This window comes from Frankia umida, from assembly GCF_023242945.1.
Taxonomy (GTDB): Bacteria; Actinomycetota; Actinomycetes; order Frankiales; family Frankiaceae; genus Frankia; species Frankia umida.
The window spans coordinates 97,763-117,912 of record NZ_JALKFT010000013.1; the positions used below are offsets into that span (position 1 = coordinate 97,763).

A 20,150-nucleotide genomic window follows, 5' to 3' on the forward strand; every position below is an offset into this window, starting at 1 on the left:
CGGCGTCAGCACATGCCGGGGTCAGCTGGCGTTCGCGGTGGACGACGCCGCCCCGCGTCCACGCCGCCGACGACGCACCACGGCGACCACGACGGCGAACGCCGCCGTCCCGGCCGCGGCGAGTCCGGTGGCCTTCGGGTTCTCGCTGGCCTTGCGTCGGCCGGTGTTGACCGCCTCACCGGCGCTGCCGCGAGCCTGGGTGACCTTCGCGGCGACCTGCGGGTGGGCGTCGAGCTGACGCTGAACGCTGTGGGTCGCGGTGCCCGCGGCGCTGCCAGCGGTGCTCACCGCACGCTGGGCGGACGCGGCGACCTGCGGGTGGGCGTCGAGCTGCCGGCGCACGGTGGCCTTGGCCTGGTCGGCGGTGTGCCGGGCCTTCTCGGCCGCGGTCCCGGTGGTCGCGGCCACCTTCGGGCGCACCGCGTTCGTCGCCGCGCCGACCCGCTCGCGCAGGTCGTGGGCGGTCCGACCGGCCACCTGTCCGGGGCTGACCCGGGCGGACAGTTCGTCGAGGTCGCTGCCGAGCCGGGCTCGGGTCGCCTCGATGTCCGAGCGGATCTCATCCGGGCTGGTGCTGGTCGTGCTGGTCTCGTCAATGCTGGTCACTGCCTACCTGACCTTTCCTGGCGGTGAGCGGGGGACTGGGTGGACACGGACGTGGGGATCGGCGAAGCCGCGTGCGCGAGCGTGGGTGGCGCCGAGGGCGGTGCCGGGCGGCTCAGTGGCGACGGCTCTGCGCCCACTGGACGTCCTCACGCAGCGTCTCCACGGTCTGCGTCGGCGCCGGGTGGACGGTGCGCACGGTGGAACGCCCCTTCAGCGCCAGGACGGCGGTCACGGCGCCGAGGACGGCGGCGACGATGAGCGCCGCCCAACCGAGCGCCATCACCTCACCCAGCCCGAACATGACCGCGAGCAGCGCGAACAGCAGGGCGTACAGGCCGGCTCCGCCGGCGCCCGCGAACATGCCGGCGCCCTTGCCGGCCTTCTTCGCCTCTTCGCGGACCTCCGCCTTCGCCAGGGCCACCTCCTGGCGGAACAGCGTCGAGATGTCGGTGACGACGTCCGAGACCAGATGGCCGGTCGAGGTCCGCTGCCCGTCAGGTGCCCCACCGCCGGTGAGCGGCGCCGCGCCGGGACGCTGGGCGGCCGACCCGCGGGTGTCGCCCGGATACGGCGTGGCGGGCGAGCCGGGGGTGGCGGGCCCGGCCGGGGCGACGGGTGTGACGGAGGCCGGGCCGGCGGTGGTCGCCGGAGTCGGGAGGCCGGTCGAATCGGTGCTCTGCCGGGTCGTGGTCGTCATGGGGTCTCCTCGCGGCTTGTCCGATGGGACGGCTGTGGTCGGGGAGCGAACCGTCCCGCCTGGGTGGGCTCCGCGTGGTGGCACCAGCGGAACAACATGTGATCTGCGGATTCCCGGCATCCAGCCGATTAATCGCGTCCGTCGGGTCGCCGATGAGGTGATGTTGTGGGGGTGGACGACGCGGGCGCCCCGCGCTCGGCCGGGGTGATGTGCGCACTGCCCGCCTGCCGCGGGTGGTCGTGGGGCTGCGGGGCCGTCGGCGTCCCGGTGTCGCGCTCACGTCCGATCTCGGCGTTGACCAGCGCACCGACCAGGACGACCGTCACCGCGTAGTACAGCCAGAGCATCAGGATGACCACGCCGCCGAGCGCACCGTAGGTCTTGTTGTACTGGCCGAAGGCGCGGACGTAGAACGAGAACGCCACCGAGGCCACGATGAGGGCGACGGTCGCACCGACCGCGCCGATCGACGCCCAGCGCCAGCCCTTCGGCGGCTGGGCGGGGCCGAGCCGGTAGAGCGCGGCGACCGCCCCGAGCAGCACGAACCCCATGATGATCCACTGCGCGATGGTCAGTACCAGCCGCAGCGCGCCGTTGGACACGTGGTGCGACAGCAGCGAACCGCCGGCGGTGATCCCACCGATGACCAGCACGGCCACGACCACGGCGCCAAGGCTCATCCCCACCGCGAGCAGCCGCAGCCGGACGGGGCCGCGGGTCTCCTCCTGCTCGAACGCGACCGAGACCGCCTTGATCAGGTTCTGGGTCCCGGATGACACCGCCCACATCAGGCCCACGAGGCTCAGCAGCAGGCCGACGCCGAGACCGGAATGATCCGTGGTCGTGATGCCGGTCAGCCAGTCCTGCAGGACGGTGCTGGTCGACGGCGAGAGGGTGCCGGACAGGTGGGCGACCTCGTCCCGCACCGTCTGCGGGCTCGCCACCAGGCCGTACACGGTGATCACGGCGATCACCGCCGGGAAGATCGACAGGATCGCCCAGAACGCCACCCCACTGGCGAGCAGCGGCACCGACAGCACGGCGAGCTGCGACTTCACTCGCTTACCCACGGCCAGCCAGGTCCGTTCACCCGCCGGCGCCGACGCCGGCGCCGACCGCGCCGCCCGCTCCTCGAGCGAGGGCCGGCCCGTGCTCTTACCCGGGCCCGCGGCGGCGGACGCCCGGACCACGGTCACGCCGCCCTGCCCACCGGTGGCGACAGCCCTGTCGGCCGTGTCGTTCGTGCCGTTCTGGTCGACGGGCGGGTTGTCGCGTGGGCGGGTGCCGCGGCGGTGTCCGAGGATGGCGGACGTGTTCATGGCGAGCTCCCCTGCCGTTGGCGCATGGCGGCAGGTGTACCCGTCCGGACCTGGACAACCCCTCGTTTCGGGGGCGCTGATCCGGCGCGGGTCCGCGGCGGGCGGCCCCGCGGACTCAGTCGCTGCGCTCCTGCGGGGACGAGTGCTCCCAGTCAGCCAGGATGGTGCGGATACCGGTGACGAGCAACAGCGGACGGTCGAGCATCACGTGATGGCCGGCCAGCGGAATCTCGATCACCGGCGCGACCCGGCCGAGCAGGTTGTACATCTGGACGCCGATGTCCGGCGTGAGCAGACCGTGTTCCGCGCGGAACAGCGCCACCCGGCAGTGCACCTTGCGCAGCATCTCCGGGGACGGGGTGCGGTTGTTGAAAACGCTCGGGTCGAACTTCCAGGTCCAGCCGCCCTGCACCGATCCGATCGAGGACCGGGCGATGTGGTCGATGATGTACGGCAGGGAAGTCGGCTGGTCCGGCACCGTGCGGAAACGGGCCAGCGCGTCGGTCGCCGTCGGATAGACCCGCAGCGGGCCGAAGGCGGTGCGCTCCCGGGCCGCACGCTCCTCGGGAGTGAACTCCCCGACGGGGGAGTCCACCACCACGATGCCGGCGACCCGGTCGGGGTACTCGGCCGCCGTCATGATCGTGACCCAGCCCCCCATGCTGTGCCCGATGATGATCGGCGGTGTGGTGATGCCGGCGTGGTCGATCACCCCGATGATCTCCGCGGCCCAGGTGCCCAGGGTGTACTCGTCGCGGCGGGCGCTGTCGCCATGTCCGGACAGATCAAGGGCGACGACCCGGTACTCGCTGGGAATCAGCGGCGCGATGTGATCCCACCAGCCGGCATGCGCCGCACCCCCGTGAACCAGGACGATCGCGGCCGCTCCCCGCGGCCCCCAGCAGCGGTAGCTGATGGTGGCGCCGTCGACCTCGGCCTCGTGGCGCTCCGGACGGGTGTCAATGGCGGCCTCGAACCAGGCCGGTGCTTCGTCTTCCATCCCAGGTCTCTGCCGTTCGCGTCGTTGTCGTGGGGCGGGCCGTTGTGGTCGCGGGCCGGATGGGCCGTGGCGTCCTTCCCGATACAACACCGGCGGACCGGGTTTCCGGGCGGTCCGCAGCGAGTTGTCGGACTGGTGATGGTGCCGCCGGGCCAACCGGTGCCCCTGGTGACCGGATCGTCACCTCAGGTCGGTGCGACGGCTCCGTCCACCCGCGGTGTCGTCGTTGCGTGATCCCGGGCGCGCCGGTCGGCGGGCCGGGTCGGACGCCGTCGGATCGTGGCGTCAGATCATGAAGGTGGAGTTGATGACGGCGCCCCGGCGGCTGTAGTGGATGACGCAGTCCTGCAGATCGGACGGATGTGCGGGAATCGCCCCGGCGATGATGTCCGCCTCGCGCAGCCCGTGCAAAGAAAGACCGTGGCGGCAGACGTACACCGTACCTCCTTCGCGGATGATGGTCTCGATCTGGTTATTGATGTTGAGCTGGCCGGGAAAAGCCGAATCTCCGGTATGCGGAAATCCTCGGGTGGCCATCGTGTTCATCGCCCCTGGCCCATGGAAATAGACCACAGTCTCGAATCCCTTGCGCAGGGCCCGGGTCGCCTGCAGGAGCGCGACGAAACTCACCGACGACTCGTGCGCGATGCCGTGGATGAGGGTCAGGTACACCTCGCCGTCCTCGGCCTGGAAATCCGGAAAGATCTTGGTTGAGCCATAGAGGTTGGTGCCCGGCGAGAGCGCCGGATGGGGGATCTCGGCGAGGCTGCGTCGCCCCTGCTCGACCAGCCGCCGAGCCGACCGCGCCGCCTCCTGCGCGGTCCCTTCCGGTGCCGTCGCCCGCGGCGCCCCCAGCTGCTGTGGCTGCTGTGGCGACGCTGGCTGCTGTGGCTGTGGCTGTGGCGGCGCCGGGCTGGCCTTGGTCACGCCGCGGCCGGCGGCACGGCACTGGGCTGGCGGGCGCGCGGGAACCGAGGCAAGGGCGACCTGGTCGGTCGACGGGATTTCCAGATTGGCACGACATCGGAGTCAAGCATCCCGCCGACAGTCGTGGGTGCCAAACGGGCCGTTCCGAGTGTGTCCGCCGACTCCTTTTGGCCATCCGGGCGTCCCATCGTGACCGGATCGGTCTGATCTGGATTGTTCGGTTATCGGCTCACATTTGCCATCTTCGAGCCCACGTGTGGCGGCCGACGGTCACCGGTGCCGGACGGCGGGGATGCTGGCCTTATGCGTTATGCGTTGTTCGCGGATCTGCACGGTCGACCGAAGGCGCTGGAGCGGATCATGGTCGCGGCCGAGCGGGCCGGCGCCGACGAGCTGGTCTGCCTGGGCGACTACCTCGAGGCACGCGTGCCTCGCCGGCTGCATGACCCCGGTCGGGACTGGTCGCTGCCGGCCGTGGTCGACCGGGACCCACCGCTGTGGCGACGGCTGGCCACGGTGCGCCGGATTCGCGGAAACCAGGAGGAGCGCATCCGTGAGCTGCTGCGTCCGGAGCGGACGCCGCCGGAGCTCGCGGCCCTGCTGGACGCGCCGGCCTGGGCGCGGCTGCACGGCCTGCTGGCGCTGCACGGGCATCAGATCCGCTGGGATCTGGTCACCGGGACCCCACCGGCGCGGCTGTCCGCCGAGCCGCGACCGCCCGCGGCTCCGAGCCTGACCCCGCGGGTCGATCCGACACCGGCGGTCGACCTCCTGGTGCCGAGGGCGGCCGACGTGCCGCGCTGGCCGGTGGTCGTCGTTGGGCACACCCACCAGAACGCGGTGTTCGAGATCGACTGGCCGACCGAGTCGGTGCGGCCCGCCGAGCCACCCGTGCGGATGATCTCCGTCGGGCCCGGCGAGGTGCTGCGGGTCCCACCCGCTCCGGTGTCCCCCGAATCGGTGTCATCCGTTGGCGGGTCCGCCGTGCTGGTGCCCCCCGCGACCGGCCTGCCGACCGGGGGGCTTTCGGGCGTTGGTGGCAGAACGCTGGTGGTGAACGTGGGTCCGGCGCGCGGGCGAATGCAGAACTGGCTGCTCTATGACACGGATCGTGGTGAGATTTGCTTTCACGCCATCACGAGACCGCGTAAGGAATCCGAGCGGGCACGTTCCGACTAGATGTGGCCAGGGTCCAAGGTCATGGACCTAGGTCCTGTCGCTCTGGACGGATGGGGGACGTAAGCTGACCACAGTCTCGATGGAGCCAGCGCCTGCGTTCCCCCCGTACGTCAGGCATCTCGGCTTCATCGGGACTTTTTCTTTGCCCGGGCTTCCCCGATCGGGAAAGCCCGCAGGGATCCGGGCGGGCGCGGGTACGACGGTTCCGGGAGCGGCCAGGTCGCTGTCCGCCGCCGCCGAGCGACGCGGCCCCGGGTCGACGGGCACCGCGGTCACTCCCGCGGGGTGAAACGCGTCCGCCGCGGGGGGCGCTCGAGCCCGCCAGTCGACCCCACCAGGCGTACGACCGGCCTGGTCGGCAGGTCACCCGTTGCCGTGGCACGGTGGCGCGATCACGCCTGTGGCGGCGGGGCGGGCGCCGGACCCGGCGGCCCGGGCCTCGGCGCTGCCAGGGGTATCCGCGCGGGCTGGCCCGAGGCTGTCGACGGGTCACCCCTGGATTCGTAGATCGACGGTGCGGGGGTGACCCTCTTACCAGGGCCCGGCAAAGACGCGACGATGCAGACCCCCGGCCCTGACCGTGACCGGGACGTCACCATCACTGTCCGTCCTGGTGCGGACGTCATCGGGGTGACGGAAGAATCGTTCCTCGGGTCGACGTCGCTTTCCCGACAAGGTCCGCTACTTTCGGATAGATGTGAGATGTTTCGTAGGTAACCGTAGTGGGCCCTGGTCGCACCTCCGATCGGGATCGCTAGCCTGTTTTGGGCATGTGCTGACAAAACCGGTCGTCACATCCGGAGGGGTTGCAGGGCTGGCACCTCGTGGCGTCGAGGGCGCCCGGGGCGTTGCCGGTCCAGAGCAGTGCCCACTCGTGCGGATGACTCGGAAGGCAGGGGTGAACAGGTGCATGTCCCCGCGGCACGGATCGTCTTCTCAGCCGACGATCGTGCGGAGATCGCGTCGGCCACGACTGAGATCCTTTCCACCGGCGCGCTGACACTGGGCGCACACACGAGGGATTTCGAGGCCGCATTCGCGGCGGCGCACGAAGCGCCGTTCGCCGTGGCGGTGAGCAGTGGTACCGCCGCACTGGAGATCATTCTTCGCAGTCTGGACGTTCGGGACACGGACGTCATCGTTCCGACCAACACATTCGCGGCGACCGCCTTTGCTGTTCTGCGGGCCGGCGCCAATCCGGTCTTCGCCGATGTGAGTCCCGACACCTTCGCGTTGTCGGCCGACACCGTCGCCGCGGCCCTTACCCCGAACACCCGCGCGGTCGTCCTCGTGCACATCGGTGGTCTGGTGTCGCCGGATGTGGAGGACCTCGCCCGCCTGTGCGCCGAGCGCGACATCCTCCTCGTCGAGGACGCGGCGCACGCCCATGGCTGCCAGCACAACGGCACCTTCGCCGGGTCGTTCGGCGTGGCCGGGTCGTTCTCGTTCTACCCCACCAAACTGATCACCAGCGGTGAGGGCGGCATGATCGTCACCGCCGACCCGGCGATCCACGAGGCGGCGCTGATCTACCGCGACCAGGGCAAGGCCGGTTTCCTCGGGAACACCCACATCCGCGAGGGCTACGCCTGGCGGCTCAGTGAGCTGCACGCGGTCACCGGCAAGGTGCACCTGCGCCACCTCGACGAGTTCCTCGCCACCCGCACCCGGATCGCCGCCCGCTACGACGCGGCGATCGACGGCCTGGCCCGACCGGGAGCCCCGGCGCCCGCCAGCCGGCTGCGGCTGCCCCCGGGCGACGTCAACAACTACTACAAGTACATCGTCATGCCCCGCCCCGGTGTCGACCGGGCCCGGTTGAAGAAGGAACTGAAGGAGCGGCACGGCGTCTCCCTGTCCGGTGAGGTCTACGAGGTGCCCCTGCACCAGCAGCCCGTCTTCACCGACTACGCCGGCGGCGCGCTGCCGGTCGCCGAGGACCTCTGCTCCCGGCACGTCTGCCTACCACTGCATTCCGACATGACCGACGCGGAGGCCGAGCACGTGCTGACCTCCTTCGCCGCCGCGCTGGCGAGCCTGGACCTGGACGGGGCAGCATGAGAATCGCGGTTACCGGAGGCTCCGGTTTCATCGGCAGTCACGTCGTCGACCGGCTGCTCGACGCCGGGCACGACGTCCTCTCCCTGGACGTCGACGCCCGCCCGAGCGACCCGCGGGCGACCAGCCTGCAGGTCGACGTCCTCAACCTGCCCGGGCTCACCGAGGCGCTCCGCGGCGCCGACGCGGTGTTCCACATCGCCGGCATGTCCAACGTCGACTTCGCCTACGCCGATCCCGCCCGCACCGTGCGCCTCAACGTCGAGGGCACCGGCAACGTCTGCGAGGCGGCCCGTCAGGCCAAGGTCGGCCGGGTGCTGTTCGCCAGCACCGTCTGGGTGTACGGCGCGGTCGGGGAGCGGGCCGACTCGTCCCCGCTGACCGAGGACGCCGAGATCACCCTCGGTCGCGCCGGGCATGTCTACACCTCGACGAAGCTCGCCGCCGAACTCCTGCTGCACAGCTACCAGCAGACCTACGGACTGCCGTTCACGATCCTGCGTTACGGCATCCCGTACGGCCCCGGCATGCGCGACGAGCTGGTGCTCGCCCGGTTCGTCCACAAGGCCCTCGGCGGCGAGTCACTCACCGTCGCCGGGGACGGCCAGCAGTTCCGCAACTACGTGTTCGTCCGCGACCTCGCCGACGCGCACGTGCTGGCGCTGCGGCCCGAGGCGGAGAACGCCACGCTCGCGCTCGAGGGCGACGAGTCGGTCAGCGTGCTCGAGATGGCGCAGGCCGTCTGCCGGCACTTCCCCGGCACGACCATCGAGCACGTCCCGGCCCGGCCCGGCGACTTCCGCGGCCGGGAGGTGTCCGCCCGCCGAGCCCTCGACCTGCTCGGCTGGCGGCCCACCACGCCCTTCTCCGACGGCGTCCGGCAGTACGTCGAGTGGTATCTGGCGAATCGGCGCCCACCGGTCCAGGCCGTCTCGCATGTCGACGACCTCGATGTGACCGCCGCCTCGTCGGAATGATCGGCACGATGACCAGCCCATGACGCAGACCGCATGACGCAGATCGGTGGTGTGACGGTGACCGGACCCTCACAGGACGGCGACCTGACGGCTCGGACGCCGACGCGGCGCGGGTCCGCGCTGCTGTTGTCCGGGTCGCTCGGGATGGGGCACGACGTGATGGCCGAGGCCTGCGGCGCCTCGCTGACCCGGCGCGGGTGGACCGCCCGCACCGGCGACAGCCTGCGCATGCTCGGCGGTCGCAACGGGGCCCGCGGAGAGAAGGTCTTCCGCGGGATGCTCGCCGTGCCCGGCCTGTACGACGCGGTGCACTTCTCGCAGATGCGCACCGGCGGAAAACTCGCCGGGCTCATCGAGCGGACGTCGAGCCGCTATGTCGTCCCCGCCCTGCGCGAGGAACTGAGCACCACACCCACCGATCTCGTCGTCTCCATCTTCGCCACCGGAGCCGCGGCGACCAGCCGGGTCAAGGCCGAGTTTCCCGGCCTGGTCACCGCGGTCTTCTCCACCGACTGCTGCGTGCACCGACTGTGGGTGCACGACAACACCGATCTCTACCTGGTGACCTCCCAGACCGCCGCCCGCTATGTGCGGCGGTTCGCGCCGAACGCGCTGGTCTCGGTCGTGCCGACCCCGGTGCGTACGCCCTTCTACGATCCGCCGTCCCAGGAGGAGGCCCGCGCGGAACTCGGCATTCCCGGGGACGCCCCGTGCGTGCTGCTCATGTCCGGCTCGTGGGGCCTTGGCCCGCTGGTGGAAAGCGCCGCGGCGCTCTCCGGCGCCGGGATCTACGTGCTGGCCGTCGCCGGGCGCAACGAGCAGCTCGCCGCGAAACTCACGGCGCTGGCCGAACGCCAGCACAAGGTCATCCCGTTCGGTTTCACCGACCGCATTCCCACGCTGATGGCCGCCAGCGACCTGGTCGTGACCTCCTCCGGTGACACCTGCAGCGAGGCCCGGGTGATCGGACGGGATCTGCTGCTGCTTGACGTCGTGCCCGGCCACGGCCGGGACAACCTGCAGAAGGAGCTCGAGCGCGGCCACGCCGAGGTCACCAACACCGACCCGGTCTCGCTGACCCGCTCGGCCCTGGCCTGCCTCGACCGGGTCAAGCCCCCCTCGCATCGGGTGGCCATCGGTCCGCAGGCCTGGGAGCAGGCCTTCGACGCCGCACTGGCCCAGATCGGTTTCGGCTCCCACTGGTGAGCCACACCCTTGTTCGGTGTTGCCCCGCCTGGCCCGGAATGCCGCGGCTCGCCGTCGGTGTTGACTGGGACGGGTGGTGGGTGTGAAGCAGACGGGGGTAGGCCGCGTACCGATGGTGTCTTCGAGCGGGCCGGTCCCGCGTACGGTCGCGGCGGCCGGCAGATGAGCACGGCGCTGCTGGTCGGGCTGCCGACGGCGGCCGTCTCGGCGGGCCTGTACGGTATCGCTCCGCTGGTGCAGGCGCGCGCGGCCCGCGAGGAGGAGGCCAGCTCCGGCGGGTTGGGCCTGGGCCTGCTCGCCCATCTGGTGCTGCGTCCGCTGTGGCTGCTGGGGCTCGCGGTCGAGGCCGGGTCGTTCCTGCTCGAGGTCGCCGCGCTGTCGGTCGCCCCGGTCGCGCTCGTCGCCCCGGTGATGGCCCTCGACATGATCGTGTTCACGCTGCTGGCGCAGCGGGTGCTCGGTGAGCGGATCAGCCGTAACGGCTGGCTCGGGGTCGCCTCGATGGTGGCCGGCATCGGCCTGCTCGCCTACGCGTTCGCCCGCCGGGCCGAGGTCGGCACCTCGGCCAGCACCGACGTTCTGCTCGCCTTTCTCGTGCTCGGCCTCATGTTCGCGCTGTTCTGCGCGTTCCTGGCCAACGTGGCCGCCCGCCGGGGCGGTATCGCCGCCACCGCACTCGGCTTCGGCGCCGCCGCCGGGGTCTGCTACGCGATCGCGACGCTGGCCACCCGCCAGATCGGGCTGGCGGTGCACGAGCGCCGTGAGGGGCAGTCCACCCTCGTCGACCTGCTCACCACCCCAACCCCGTACCTGCTGGTGTTGTTCTCCGTGCTGGCGCTTGGCCTGCAGCAGCGTGGCCTGCAGGGGCGCGCCGCGGTCATCGCCTTCCCGGTCACCAGCGGGGTGTCCGCGTTCCTGCCGGTCACCCTCGGCGTCACCCTCTTCGACGAGCCGGCGCCGGACGGCCCCCAGCGTGTCGCCTTTATCATCGCCCTGACCATGGTCGCCGCCGGCATCGTCGCCCTCGGCCGCGACCGGATGGCCGCCAACCGCTCCGTCGACGAGGCCGAGGACGTCACGACCGAGGGTGCCGTGTCCGAGGACGGCACCGCGGTGGACCCGGGCACCTCCGCGACCGCGGCCCTGCCTGCCTCGGCGGCTCCTCCGCGCGGCCCCGCGGCGCTCCCCAGATCCAACGATCTGCACGCGACCAACCGCGGAAAGTAGCGAAGGCTGCCCCCGAAGGGCGCGCCACTCTGGCGAAGTGCGATTACCTCGGACTTCTCGGGCCTTGCTGGCGCGGTCTTCGGGCGGGTGCAATTACGGCGGACGTGGCGAGGGTGGACAGCTGGTGACTCTCGCGCCACGCTAATCCACGAACAGTGAACCTGCGTGCGCTTTCGGTGAGAAGGTTGTCGTGGCCGGCCGCCCGGGTTCACCCCCCGATCGCCCGGGCGCCCGGCCGTCTCCGCCTCGAAGCCTCGCCACCGCGAGCCATCCGGGCTATCTGGAACCGTCCTGGCGCGCGGCGCCGTCGCCTGGTGGCCGTTCCCGGGCGGGCCGCAGCATCGCGGGGTGCAGCAGACCTGCCTCCCCACGGCGGTAGAGCTCCGCGGGGCGGCCACCGTCGCGGGTGGTGAGGCGTCCGGTCGGAACGAGGAATCCCGCGGTGCCGGTCACCTTGCGATGGAAGTTGCGGGGGTCCAGTCGGCATCCCCAGACCAGCTCGTAGATCCGCCGCAGGGCCGCGACCGTGAACTCCGGCTCGCAGAACGCCGTCGCGACGGCACTGTACTCGATCTTGGAGCGGGCCCGTTCCAGCCCGTCGGCCACGATCGTGGCGTGGTCGAAGGCGAGGTCGGCCGTCGAGGTGTCGCCGAGCGCGGCCCAGCGGCTGTCGGCGGCGTCCGTGCCGGCGACGGGAGCCCGTGACTGCGGGACCAGGGCCAGGAACGCGACGGTGACCACGTGGCCGCGCGGATCACGGCCGGGGGTGCCGTAGGTCGCGAGCTGCTCGAGATGCGCCGGCGGATGCCGCAGGCCGGTCTCCTCGGCGAGTTCGCGCACGGCGGCGTCGGCGAGGTCCTCCCCGGGGCGGACGAACCCGCCGGGCAGCGCCCACCTGCCGCGATACGGGTCGATCCCGCGGCGCACCAGCAGCACGGCCAACTGGTCGTCGCGGACGGTCAGCAGGACGAGATCGACGCTCAGGGGCACCGGGACGACGCCATCGGGAAGCGAGGGTGGCATGGACCGCACCATATATCGTCACCTTGACGAAAAAGGCCGTAGGCGGTTATCGTCACTTCGACGATAAAAGTGACGGTCGGTGCGGGACGCCGACCACCGGGAGGCAGTCATGGCGGACATCAGCCGCGTACCGTTCCTGTGCCACCTGCGGGGGCGTCCGACCTCGTACATCCGGCACCTGCGCGGCACCGAGGTCGCCCACGAGGGCGTCGGCCAGGTCTTCTGGTACCGCCCGCGGACGGCGGTGATCAGCGAGGTGCCGGTGGACGACCGGGAGCTCGCGGTGCTGTTCCACGCCCGCACCTCCGACTTCCAGGACGTCGCGGTGCAGGCCACCGTCACCTACCGGATCGCGGACCCGGCGCTGGCCGCCGCCCGGATCGACTTCGGTATCGACCCGGAGCTCGGCGGCTGGCGGGAGAAGCCGCTCGACCAGCTGGCCGGCATGATCACCGAGACGGCCCAGCAGTACGCCTCGGACCTGCTCGCCCGCGCACCGCTGACGGCCGCGCTCGCCGAGGGCGTCCCGGAGATCCGGGCCCGGGTGACCGACGGGCTGCGCACGGACACCCGGCTGGTCCAGACCGGTATCGCCGTCGCCGGGGTGCGGGTGGTCGCGGTGCGCCCGGCGCCGGAGGTGGAGAAGGCACTGACCACCCCGACCCGGGAGCAGATCCAGTCCGAGGCCGACCGGGCCACCTACGGGCGGCGGGCACTGGCCGTCGAGCAGGAACGGCGGATCGCCGAGAACGAGCTGCAGAGCAAGATCGAACTCGCGGTGCGGGCCGAGCGACTGGTCACCCAGGAAGGCGCCAACGAACAGCGCCGGATGACCGAACAGGCCGCCGCCGCGGGCATCGCCGCCGAGGCCGAGGCGCGGCGCGCCCGGACCGCCGCCAGCGCGCAGGCCGAACGGGTCCGCATCGAGGCCGCCGCCCGCGCCGAGGCGGTACGCCTGGTCGGGCAGGCCGAGGCGGACGCGGAGGCGGCCCGGGTCGCCTCCGTCACCGGACTCGACACCTCGGCGATGGTCGCCCTGGCCGTGCGCGACCTCGCCGACCACCTGCCCTCGATCGGCGCGCTCACGATCACCCCGGACATGCTCACCGAACTGCTCAGCCGCCTCGTCCACACCGGGCAGCAGCAGTCATGAGTCTCGCCCCGCGGGCGGTCCTGGTGCACCGGCGCACCGAGTACACCGAGCTGATCGCCCGGCACGGCACCCGTGGCCAGGCCGAGTTCTTCCTGCGGACCCGCGGTCGGGAGCTCGCGCCGGTGCAGGCCGCCGACGAGGCCACGCGGGCCGCCCGCCAGGCGGTGACCGCGGCGATCCCCGCGCACTGGCGGCGCGGCGAGGTGGAGCGGGCCGATCTGGACCGGTTCCTGTTCGCTCCCGACGACGTGGTGATCTGCGTCGGCCAGGACGGTCTGGTCGCGAACGTGGCGAAGTACCTCGACGGCCAGCCCGTCCTGGGCATCAACGCCGACGTCGGACGCAACCCCGGAGTGCTCGTCCGGCACCCGCCCGCCGCGGCGGGCGGCATGCTGCGGGCCCTGACGGGTGAGGACGGGGCCCGGCCCGGCGGGTCGGCCCGCGACCTCACGATGGTGGAGGCCCACTCCGATGACGGGCAGCGGATCCTCGCGCTCAACGAGGTCTACGTCGGCGACCCCGGACATCAGACCGCCCGGTACGTCCTGCGGGTCCCGGCAGCCGCGGTCACTGAAGCCGCGGTCACTGAAGCCGCGGTCACCGAAGCCGCTGCCGGGCTGGTGGCGGAGCGTCAGGCGTCGTCCGGTCTGCTGGTGGGCACCGGGACGGGAGCTACGGGCTGGTGTCGTTCGGTCTGGGCACAGCGTGGCGGCGAGATCGACCTGCCGGCGCCGACGGCGGGCGCGCTGGCCTGGTTCGTCCGCGAGGCGTGGCCCTCGCCCGAGACGGGCACTGCCCGCACACAGGGCGGGCTGACCGGGGCGGCCCGGCTGGAGGTCCTGGTCGAATCGGATCGGATGGTCGTGTTCGGCGACGGCATCGAATCGGACGCGATCGAGCTCTCCTGGGGGCAGCGGCTCACCGTCGGTGTGGCGCAGCGCCGCCTGCACCTGCTGTGACCAGGTCAGCCGCGGCGGCGTACCCGGCGGGTGGGACGGGTGCCGACCTGGCGACCGGGGCGTCGGATGGCGCCCGCCGCGGACGGGCCGGCGGGGGGCCGGCGCCGTCCGCGGGGCATCGAGTGACTGGTCACACGAGGAAGCGTTCGATGGCCTTGCGAACCCGCAGGTTCGCCTGTGCGAAACTGATCTTTCCGTCCACGTAGGCCGACAGCGCCGCGCGGCGGACCCGATCCACTCGTTGGTCTTCGTTCGGGGTGTTGAGCAGGTTGGTCGTGGCAGTGGCCACGGCGATCACCTCCCGGTGGCAGGGGAACTCCGACGGTGCTGTTCGTACGGGGTCGCCGGCCAGGACCCGCGTCCGCCGTGGGAGGGCGGAGCCCGGTCGTGGCCATGGGTGCCAAAGTGTGACAAAAGGACGCTGACGCTGGCGGCGGGATCCGTCGGGCCGGCAGCCACCGGGACCCAGGCCCTCCGTGTGGGACGGGGTGAGCTTTGGGCCGGTGGGCCGTGGGCGGTGCCGGCGAGGAAGGTCGACTCCGCCAGCACGGACCGTGGCGTGACGGCGGGGTCGGCGCCTGCGGCTAGGAGGGCGTCAGCAGGGCCGCGCCGGTTACCCGACCAGCCCGATGCTCGCCGGCCGGCACCCGGCGCCAGGCGGGTACGTCACGCTGGCCGGGGCAACAGGGCGAGTGTGGTGCGCGGGGACGACAGCGACCGCCGGACCGCGCCGACGCGGCCACCTGGGCCGGGGCAGCGGATATCGGCGTATGGGTAGCCGAACCGTCAACACTGGTCACGACGACTGCCCTCCTCCGCGTAGGAGCGGGCCACCGGGCCCGCATTGCCCGTCCAGAGGACGAGGGATGACAAAGGCACCGTGTCGTGCGCCCGCCCTGCCCGGACCGACTGTTGCGCCGCGCATCCCGCACGATGCGTGGCGTGAGCGTCGTACCCGGACCTGCCGCGACCACAACGACACGATCACGATAACAACGACACGATCACAACAACAAAGCTCTACTGAACATCTACAAGAGTGCGCGTCCGGGAGCCGTTGCGCAAGAGCCAACCGGCACGTAACGCGACCGAGGGTGTGAGGGCCGACGTCGGGACGTTCGTCCCGCCCGGTCCGGCCCCGCTGGGACAGGTGGCCGGACCGGATCGGACGGACGTCACCGCACCGGGGCGGGGGTCACCCCACGTGTACCCGCGCGCGATCGAACTCCCCGTCGCGGGCGCCGGCGAGGAAGGCGTCCCACTCGCCGGCGGTGAAGGCGAGGACCGGGCCGAGCGGGTCCTTCGAGTCGCGGACGGCGACCCCCTCGCCCAGCGGCGCGACCTCCACACACATTCCGCCCGCACCGTTGCTGTAGCTGCTCCGGCGCCAGGTCAGCTCGGTGTGGTCCTGCGGATCGGGCTTCGCAAACATGGTCATGTGAGTTCCTTTGCCGCCGAAAGTATCATCTGGACGGATTCCTCGGGCCGCAGTGCGGCGGCCAGGAGATGATCCATCTTCAATTTATATCGGCGGACTTCCGCAACGCGCTCGATATAGAGGCTACCGGCCGCCTCTTCTATATAGACTACTTCGTGGTCTTCTGAGTCCGGGAAGCCGAGTATCGAGAAGGCGCTGCCCAGACCGGCATGTGCGCCCACGTCGAAGGGAATCACCTGAATGGTCACGTTCGGGAGTTCGGACCTTTTGGCAATGAACTCGAGCTGTTCGCGCATAACCGCCCGACCGCCGATCTCGCGGCGCAGGACGGCCTCGTCAAGGATTACCCACAGTCGCGGTTGGTTCGGCGCGGTGAGACGGTGCTGCCGGTCCATCCGGAGTGCGATCTTGCGATCGATCTCCTCCGCGGCGACCTCCGGGTCGTCGGCGCGGAGGACCTGACGGGCGTAGTCACTGGTCTGCAACAGGCCGTGTACCAGCTGTGACTCGTAGACCTGGATGGACGTCGCGTCCCCCTCCAGACCGATGTAGATCTCGAACCATGTGGGGACGACGTCGTGGTACGAGTGCCACCAGCCGTGTCGGCGCGACTCCCGGGCCAGCGCCATCAGCGCGTCGTGCTGCTCGCCCTTGGCGACGCCATAGAGGTCGAGCAGGTCGGAGACGTCGCGGGTGCGCACCGGCACTCGGCCGTTCTCCATGCGGCTGACCTTGGAGATGGAGCAGCGCAGGAGCTGGCAGACCTCGTCCACGGAGACTCCGGCGCTCTCTCGCAGCCGCCGCAGTTCGGCTCCCAGCCGCCTGCGTCGCACGGTCGGACCGCCACTCGTGGCCATCGTTCGTCCTTCGGTCGGTTCGGAGTGATGGATGCATCCTGCCACCGGATCGCCACTCCTTATCCACAGTGTGCGCCTCTGAGTAGCGAAACTCTTACAGGAGCTGTTGCAGAAGCTGTGCACGGGGGTGTCGGGCGATGCGATGGGCTACCTTGAGTGGCGGGTTAATTTCTCTAAGTGAGATGGTGGAGGGGGCTCCTGATGTACAGGGAGTAACCGGCCGGCCCGTATCCAGGTCCAGGGGGGTGCCCAAGCGCCGGCTCCGGGCGGCTGGACGCCGAGCCCCGTCCGGAGCCGGCTGCCACGCACCGTCACACTCTCCGCCGCACCACCACGCGTCGCCGCACCTCGGTCTCCCGCCGACGCGCCTCGGTGCCGCTCGCCGTCACCGTTGCCCACGAACCAGCGCCGCCCGGCGATCCCGAATCGCCCGGACGATACTCGAAAGGCGCGAACGATGCAGACTCGCCGCTTTCAGGTGTACGACGGAGACGGTGAACTCGTCGCCACATTCCCGGAATGGGAAACGGCGCACACCTGGGCGCACCACCGGGCCGCGGAACCCACGGCCCGCCCACCCGTACAGATAGAGGACCGTGTGGACCGGCGTACCTGGACGGTCGATGGTGAGCGTTGTCGGTTGACCGTGTGGCGACGCGGGGTGGAATACGGCTACTGCGAAGGCGCGGAAACACCACGGTCGGCGCGTGCGTCATCGGCCGAGCCCGTGCGTACGTCATCGGCCGAGCCCGTGCGTGCGTCATCGGCCGAGCCCGTGTGCGCGCCGGCGTCCGTCCCGCGTCGACGCGGGTCGACGGCCGACCCGTTGACCGTCGAGGGGGTGGTGCTGGCCGGCGGCGGACCGCCACAGCCGCGGACCTGACCATCACTGGTAACGTCTGCGGCTTGGAACTGTCTCGACCCGCTGGTCCTGCGCACCCCGCTGACCCCCGGCTGCCCGCCGTCGTGCGTCAACTGCGCGCCGCGGGCTGCGTCTTCGCCGAGGACGAGGCGCTTCTGCTCGTCGATGCCGTCGAGGGTGGGACGGGTGGGGTCGAGCCCGCCTCTGGTGATCTTGATGCTCTGGTGGCGCGTCGGGTGGCCGGTGAGCCCCTGGAGTACATCCTCGGCTGGGTTGAGTTCCACGGTCGGCGGGTTCTGGTGGAGTCGGGTGTGTTCGTGCCGCGCCGGCGGACCGAACTGCTCGTCGATCTGGCGCTGCGGCACATCCGGGACCCGTCGCGGGTGATCGTCGTGGATCTGTGCTGCGGGTCTGGTGCGGTGGCCTCGGCGATCCTGGCGCGGCTGCCGACCGCGTGGGTGCACGCCGCCGATCTCCAACCCGAGGCGGTGCGGTGCGCGCGGCACAACCTGACCGGGCTGGGCGGCCGGGTGCACGCCGGAGACCTCTACACCGCGTTGCCCACGGACCTGCGCGGCCGGGTCGACGTCCTGATCGCGAACGCGCCGTACGTGCCAAGCGACGCCCTCGGCCTGATGCCGCCCGAGGCGCGGGAACACGAACCACGTCTCGCCCTCGACGGCGGGACGGACGGCCTCGACGTGCTGCGCCGGGTGATCGCCGACGCGCCGGACTGGCTCGCCCCCGAGGCCATTCTGATCATGGAGGCTGCTGACCGGCAGACGGGGGCGCTGCTCGAGGCGGCGGCCAGGGTCGGTCTGACCGCCCGGGTCGCGCGATCCGAACCGCTCGACGCCGTCGCGGTCGTCGCGAGTCGCTAGTACGAGGTCCACGAGGACGCGGGGACAGCGCCGTCGTCACGGGTCGCCGCTGGCGGCCCGGCGGGACGGATCGATCCTGCTACCGGGGCCAGATGGGCGGGACCAGAGGGGGATGTGAGGGTGGCGGCTCAGGTGGGGGTGGTGGCGCCGGCCGAACGGGTGGCGCGGGGCGGCATCGGCAGGGCGGGCGCGAGCGGGCTGGAGGTGAGCCGGCTGCCAACCCAGCCGGCGGCAGCCGCGGCCGGCCACAGTCGGCTGGCCGCGTTGCGCGCCCGGATGCCCGCCCAGGTCGCCGGCACCAGCAGATGGGAGGCCTGTTCCACGCCACGTTGGCGCGGATCGGCGAGCCGGCGGTGGCGCGCCTCGTAGCGGCGCAGCGCGGCCCGGTGGTCGTTGGGGGTGGCGGCGAGTTCCTCGGCGAGCGCGAACGCACCTGCCATGGCCAGCGAGGGCGCATCGCCGAACAGGGACACGCAGGAGGCGGCGTCGCCGACGAGCGTGATCCGTCCGGTGGACCAGGTCGGCATGTGCACCCGGCTGACCGCGTCGAAGTAGAGGTCCTCGGTGGCCTGGGCCCGGGCGAGCAGTTCGGGGGTGCGCCAGGTGCCGCGGCCGAACGCGGCGGCGAGCAGAAGGCGATGCTGCTCGATGTCGCGGTGGTTGAAATCCGGGATCTTCGCGTGTCGGAACGCGAAGAAGGCGATCGGCCCGTCGGCCGAGGGCTGCAACGCGACCACCCGACCGGGCGTGTTGTGCATCACGACCTCGCGGCCGTAGTCGGCTGGCCCGTCAAAAGGCACGGTCGCGCTGTACAGCCCGAGATGGCGGACGTAAGCGGACTCCGGACCGAACGCCAGACGGCGTACCGTCGAGTGCAGCCCGTCGGCCCCGACGACGAGGTCGAACCGGCGGGTCCTCCCATGGTCGAAGGTGACGTCCACCCCGTGCTCGTCCTGCGCCAGGGCGGCGATGGAGTCACCGAAGACGAACTCGGCGTGCGGGGCGCTGGCCTGCTCCAGGATCGCGGCGAGAGTGCCGCGCGGAACCTCGATGTCATGCCCGCCGGTCGAGCGTGCGAGGGCGCGCAGGTTGACCCGCCCGGTGCCCCGCCCGTAGCCATCGACGAACCGCATGCCCGCGACACCCGTGGCGGCCGCCCGCAGCAGCCCGAGCGTGCCCATCCGCCGGGCCACCTGGAGGGCCTGACCGCGGACGTCCACCGGGCTGCCGCTGGTGCGCTGCCACAGCCCGCGCTCGACCACCGTGGGGCGGAACCCATGCCACGCCAACCAGTACGCGAGCGTCGTCCCGGCGATGCCGGCGCCGGAGACGAGCACCGTCCGGTTGCCCATGGATCCTCCGTGGGTAGGTGGGGCGAGCGCACAGCGGGTGGGGGCGGCGATCGGTGGTGGGCACGGTTCGGTGGCGGTGGTCGGGGCGGGAAAGTCAGCGTACGACCCGCTTGGGAAATCGATCTAGGTTCGAATGCGCGGTGTGACGAACATCGGCCAACCCCGCGTTCGGGCGTGGCGCGTTGTACTGCTTTGCGGCTCTTCGGCGTATCGCTGCTACGCCGCTCCAGGAGGTTCAACGCGGACGGACGCGGCAAAGTGCCCGTCGATGCGACCCCTGTTCGTCCGCCGGCATCGCGGGGACCGCAAGGTGACTGGGTGATTTAACATGGTTTGTGCACCAAGCGGTCCGCACGGCTTGTTGATGGGACGCGGTGCCGCGCCGCCCCTCGATCATGGTCACGTTCTGTGACGTTTTCACGGGCGGTG

Annotated in this window: 18 protein-coding genes; 8 read left to right on the top strand and 10 right to left on the bottom strand. The window is 71.4% G+C overall.

The window, feature by feature from the left end; genetic code table 11:
- Positions 1 to 21 precede the first annotated feature (21 nt).
- The 5 genes from MXD59_RS14600 to MXD59_RS14620 form a co-directional block, all read right to left on the bottom strand.
- Positions 22 to 606: a DUF3618 domain-containing protein gene (locus MXD59_RS14600; protein WP_248812295.1), complete on the bottom strand. Its 585-nt coding sequence runs from the start codon at positions 604 to 606 to the stop codon at positions 22 to 24.
- Between the two features lie 112 nt (positions 607 to 718).
- Complete coding sequence (locus MXD59_RS14605; protein WP_248825290.1) at positions 719 to 1,303, bottom strand: phage holin family protein; 585 nt, start codon at positions 1,301 to 1,303, stop codon at positions 719 to 721.
- 128 nt (positions 1,304 to 1,431) lie between these two features.
- A complete protein-coding gene (locus MXD59_RS14610; protein WP_248825291.1) occupies positions 1,432 to 2,622 on the bottom strand; it encodes a YihY/virulence factor BrkB family protein in 1,191 nt (396 codons plus the stop codon).
- 115 nt (positions 2,623 to 2,737) lie between these two features.
- Complete coding sequence (locus tag MXD59_RS14615; protein WP_163549736.1) at positions 2,738 to 3,622, bottom strand: alpha/beta fold hydrolase; 885 nt, start codon at positions 3,620 to 3,622, stop codon at positions 2,738 to 2,740.
- A 285-nt stretch (positions 3,623 to 3,907) separates the two neighbouring features.
- Positions 3,908 to 4,549 carry an MSMEG_0572/Sll0783 family nitrogen starvation response protein gene (locus MXD59_RS14620; protein ID WP_248825292.1) on the bottom strand — a complete coding sequence of 214 codons (642 nt, stop codon included), beginning with the start codon at positions 4,547 to 4,549 and terminating at the stop codon, positions 3,908 to 3,910.
- Positions 4,550 to 4,852: 303 nt separating this feature from the next.
- On the opposite strand from MXD59_RS14620, the gene MXD59_RS14625 reads away from it, so the two are divergent.
- The 5 genes from MXD59_RS14625 to MXD59_RS14645 all read left to right on the top strand — a co-directional run bounded on the left by MXD59_RS14625 (position 4,853) and on the right by MXD59_RS14645 (position 11,196).
- The gene (locus MXD59_RS14625; protein ID WP_248825293.1) at positions 4,853 to 5,728 is read left to right on the top strand and encodes a metallophosphoesterase; all 876 of its coding nucleotides are present in this window, start codon (positions 4,853 to 4,855) and stop codon (positions 5,726 to 5,728) included.
- 906 nt (positions 5,729 to 6,634) lie between these two features.
- Positions 6,635 to 7,789 carry a DegT/DnrJ/EryC1/StrS family aminotransferase gene (locus MXD59_RS14630; protein WP_248812301.1) on the top strand — a complete coding sequence of 385 codons (1,155 nt, stop codon included), beginning with the start codon at positions 6,635 to 6,637 and terminating at the stop codon, positions 7,787 to 7,789.
- Positions 7,786 to 8,763 carry an NAD-dependent epimerase/dehydratase family protein gene (locus MXD59_RS14635; RefSeq protein ID WP_248825294.1) on the top strand — a complete coding sequence of 326 codons (978 nt, stop codon included), beginning with the start codon at positions 7,786 to 7,788 and terminating at the stop codon, positions 8,761 to 8,763. The genes MXD59_RS14630 and MXD59_RS14635 overlap by 4 nt, the downstream gene beginning before the upstream one ends.
- A 33-nt stretch (positions 8,764 to 8,796) precedes the next feature.
- The gene (locus MXD59_RS14640) at positions 8,797 to 9,969 is read left to right on the top strand and encodes an MGDG synthase family glycosyltransferase (RefSeq protein ID WP_248825295.1); all 1,173 of its coding nucleotides are present in this window, start codon (positions 8,797 to 8,799) and stop codon (positions 9,967 to 9,969) included.
- A 162-nt stretch (positions 9,970 to 10,131) separates the two neighbouring features.
- Positions 10,132 to 11,196, top strand: a complete 1,065-nt coding sequence (locus tag MXD59_RS14645; RefSeq protein WP_248825296.1) for a DMT family transporter — start codon at positions 10,132 to 10,134, stop codon at positions 11,194 to 11,196.
- A 276-nt stretch (positions 11,197 to 11,472) separates the two neighbouring features.
- Here MXD59_RS14645 and MXD59_RS14650 read toward each other — a convergent pair whose 3' ends face one another.
- Positions 11,473 to 12,219, bottom strand: a complete 747-nt coding sequence (locus tag MXD59_RS14650) for an NUDIX hydrolase (protein WP_283096903.1) — start codon at positions 12,217 to 12,219, stop codon at positions 11,473 to 11,475.
- 109 nt (positions 12,220 to 12,328) lie between these two features.
- On the opposite strand from MXD59_RS14650, the gene MXD59_RS14655 reads away from it, so the two are divergent.
- Positions 12,329 to 13,372 (top strand): SPFH domain-containing protein, encoded by a 1,044-nt coding sequence (locus tag MXD59_RS14655; RefSeq protein ID WP_248825297.1) that lies wholly within the window; start codon positions 12,329 to 12,331, stop codon positions 13,370 to 13,372.
- Complete coding sequence (locus tag MXD59_RS14660) at positions 13,369 to 14,331, top strand: NAD(+)/NADH kinase (RefSeq protein WP_248825298.1); 963 nt, start codon at positions 13,369 to 13,371, stop codon at positions 14,329 to 14,331. The genes MXD59_RS14655 and MXD59_RS14660 overlap by 4 nt, the downstream gene beginning before the upstream one ends.
- A gap of 130 nt (positions 14,332 to 14,461) precedes the next feature.
- Here the strand turns inward: MXD59_RS14660 and MXD59_RS14665 are convergent, their stop codons facing one another.
- From MXD59_RS14665 to MXD59_RS14675, 3 genes are all read right to left on the bottom strand, one after another.
- The gene (locus MXD59_RS14665; RefSeq protein WP_175084866.1) at positions 14,462 to 14,620 is read right to left on the bottom strand and encodes a hypothetical protein; all 159 of its coding nucleotides are present in this window, start codon (positions 14,618 to 14,620) and stop codon (positions 14,462 to 14,464) included.
- Between the two features lie 906 nt (positions 14,621 to 15,526).
- Positions 15,527 to 15,769 (bottom strand): DUF397 domain-containing protein, encoded by a 243-nt coding sequence (locus MXD59_RS14670; RefSeq protein WP_248825299.1) that lies wholly within the window; start codon positions 15,767 to 15,769, stop codon positions 15,527 to 15,529.
- Positions 15,766 to 16,626, bottom strand: a complete 861-nt coding sequence (locus MXD59_RS14675; protein ID WP_248825300.1) for a helix-turn-helix domain-containing protein — start codon at positions 16,624 to 16,626, stop codon at positions 15,766 to 15,768. The genes MXD59_RS14670 and MXD59_RS14675 overlap by 4 nt, the downstream gene beginning before the upstream one ends.
- 906 nt (positions 16,627 to 17,532) lie before the next feature.
- Between MXD59_RS14675 and MXD59_RS14685 the strand changes: the two genes are divergently transcribed.
- Positions 17,533 to 18,369: a putative protein N(5)-glutamine methyltransferase gene (locus tag MXD59_RS14685; protein ID WP_248825301.1), complete on the top strand. Its 837-nt coding sequence runs from the start codon at positions 17,533 to 17,535 to the stop codon at positions 18,367 to 18,369.
- Between the two features lie 128 nt (positions 18,370 to 18,497).
- Here the strand turns inward: MXD59_RS14685 and MXD59_RS14690 are convergent, their stop codons facing one another.
- Positions 18,498 to 19,721: an FAD-dependent monooxygenase gene (locus MXD59_RS14690; protein WP_248825302.1), complete on the bottom strand. Its 1,224-nt coding sequence runs from the start codon at positions 19,719 to 19,721 to the stop codon at positions 18,498 to 18,500.
- Between the last annotated feature and the right edge of the window lie 429 nt (positions 19,722 to 20,150).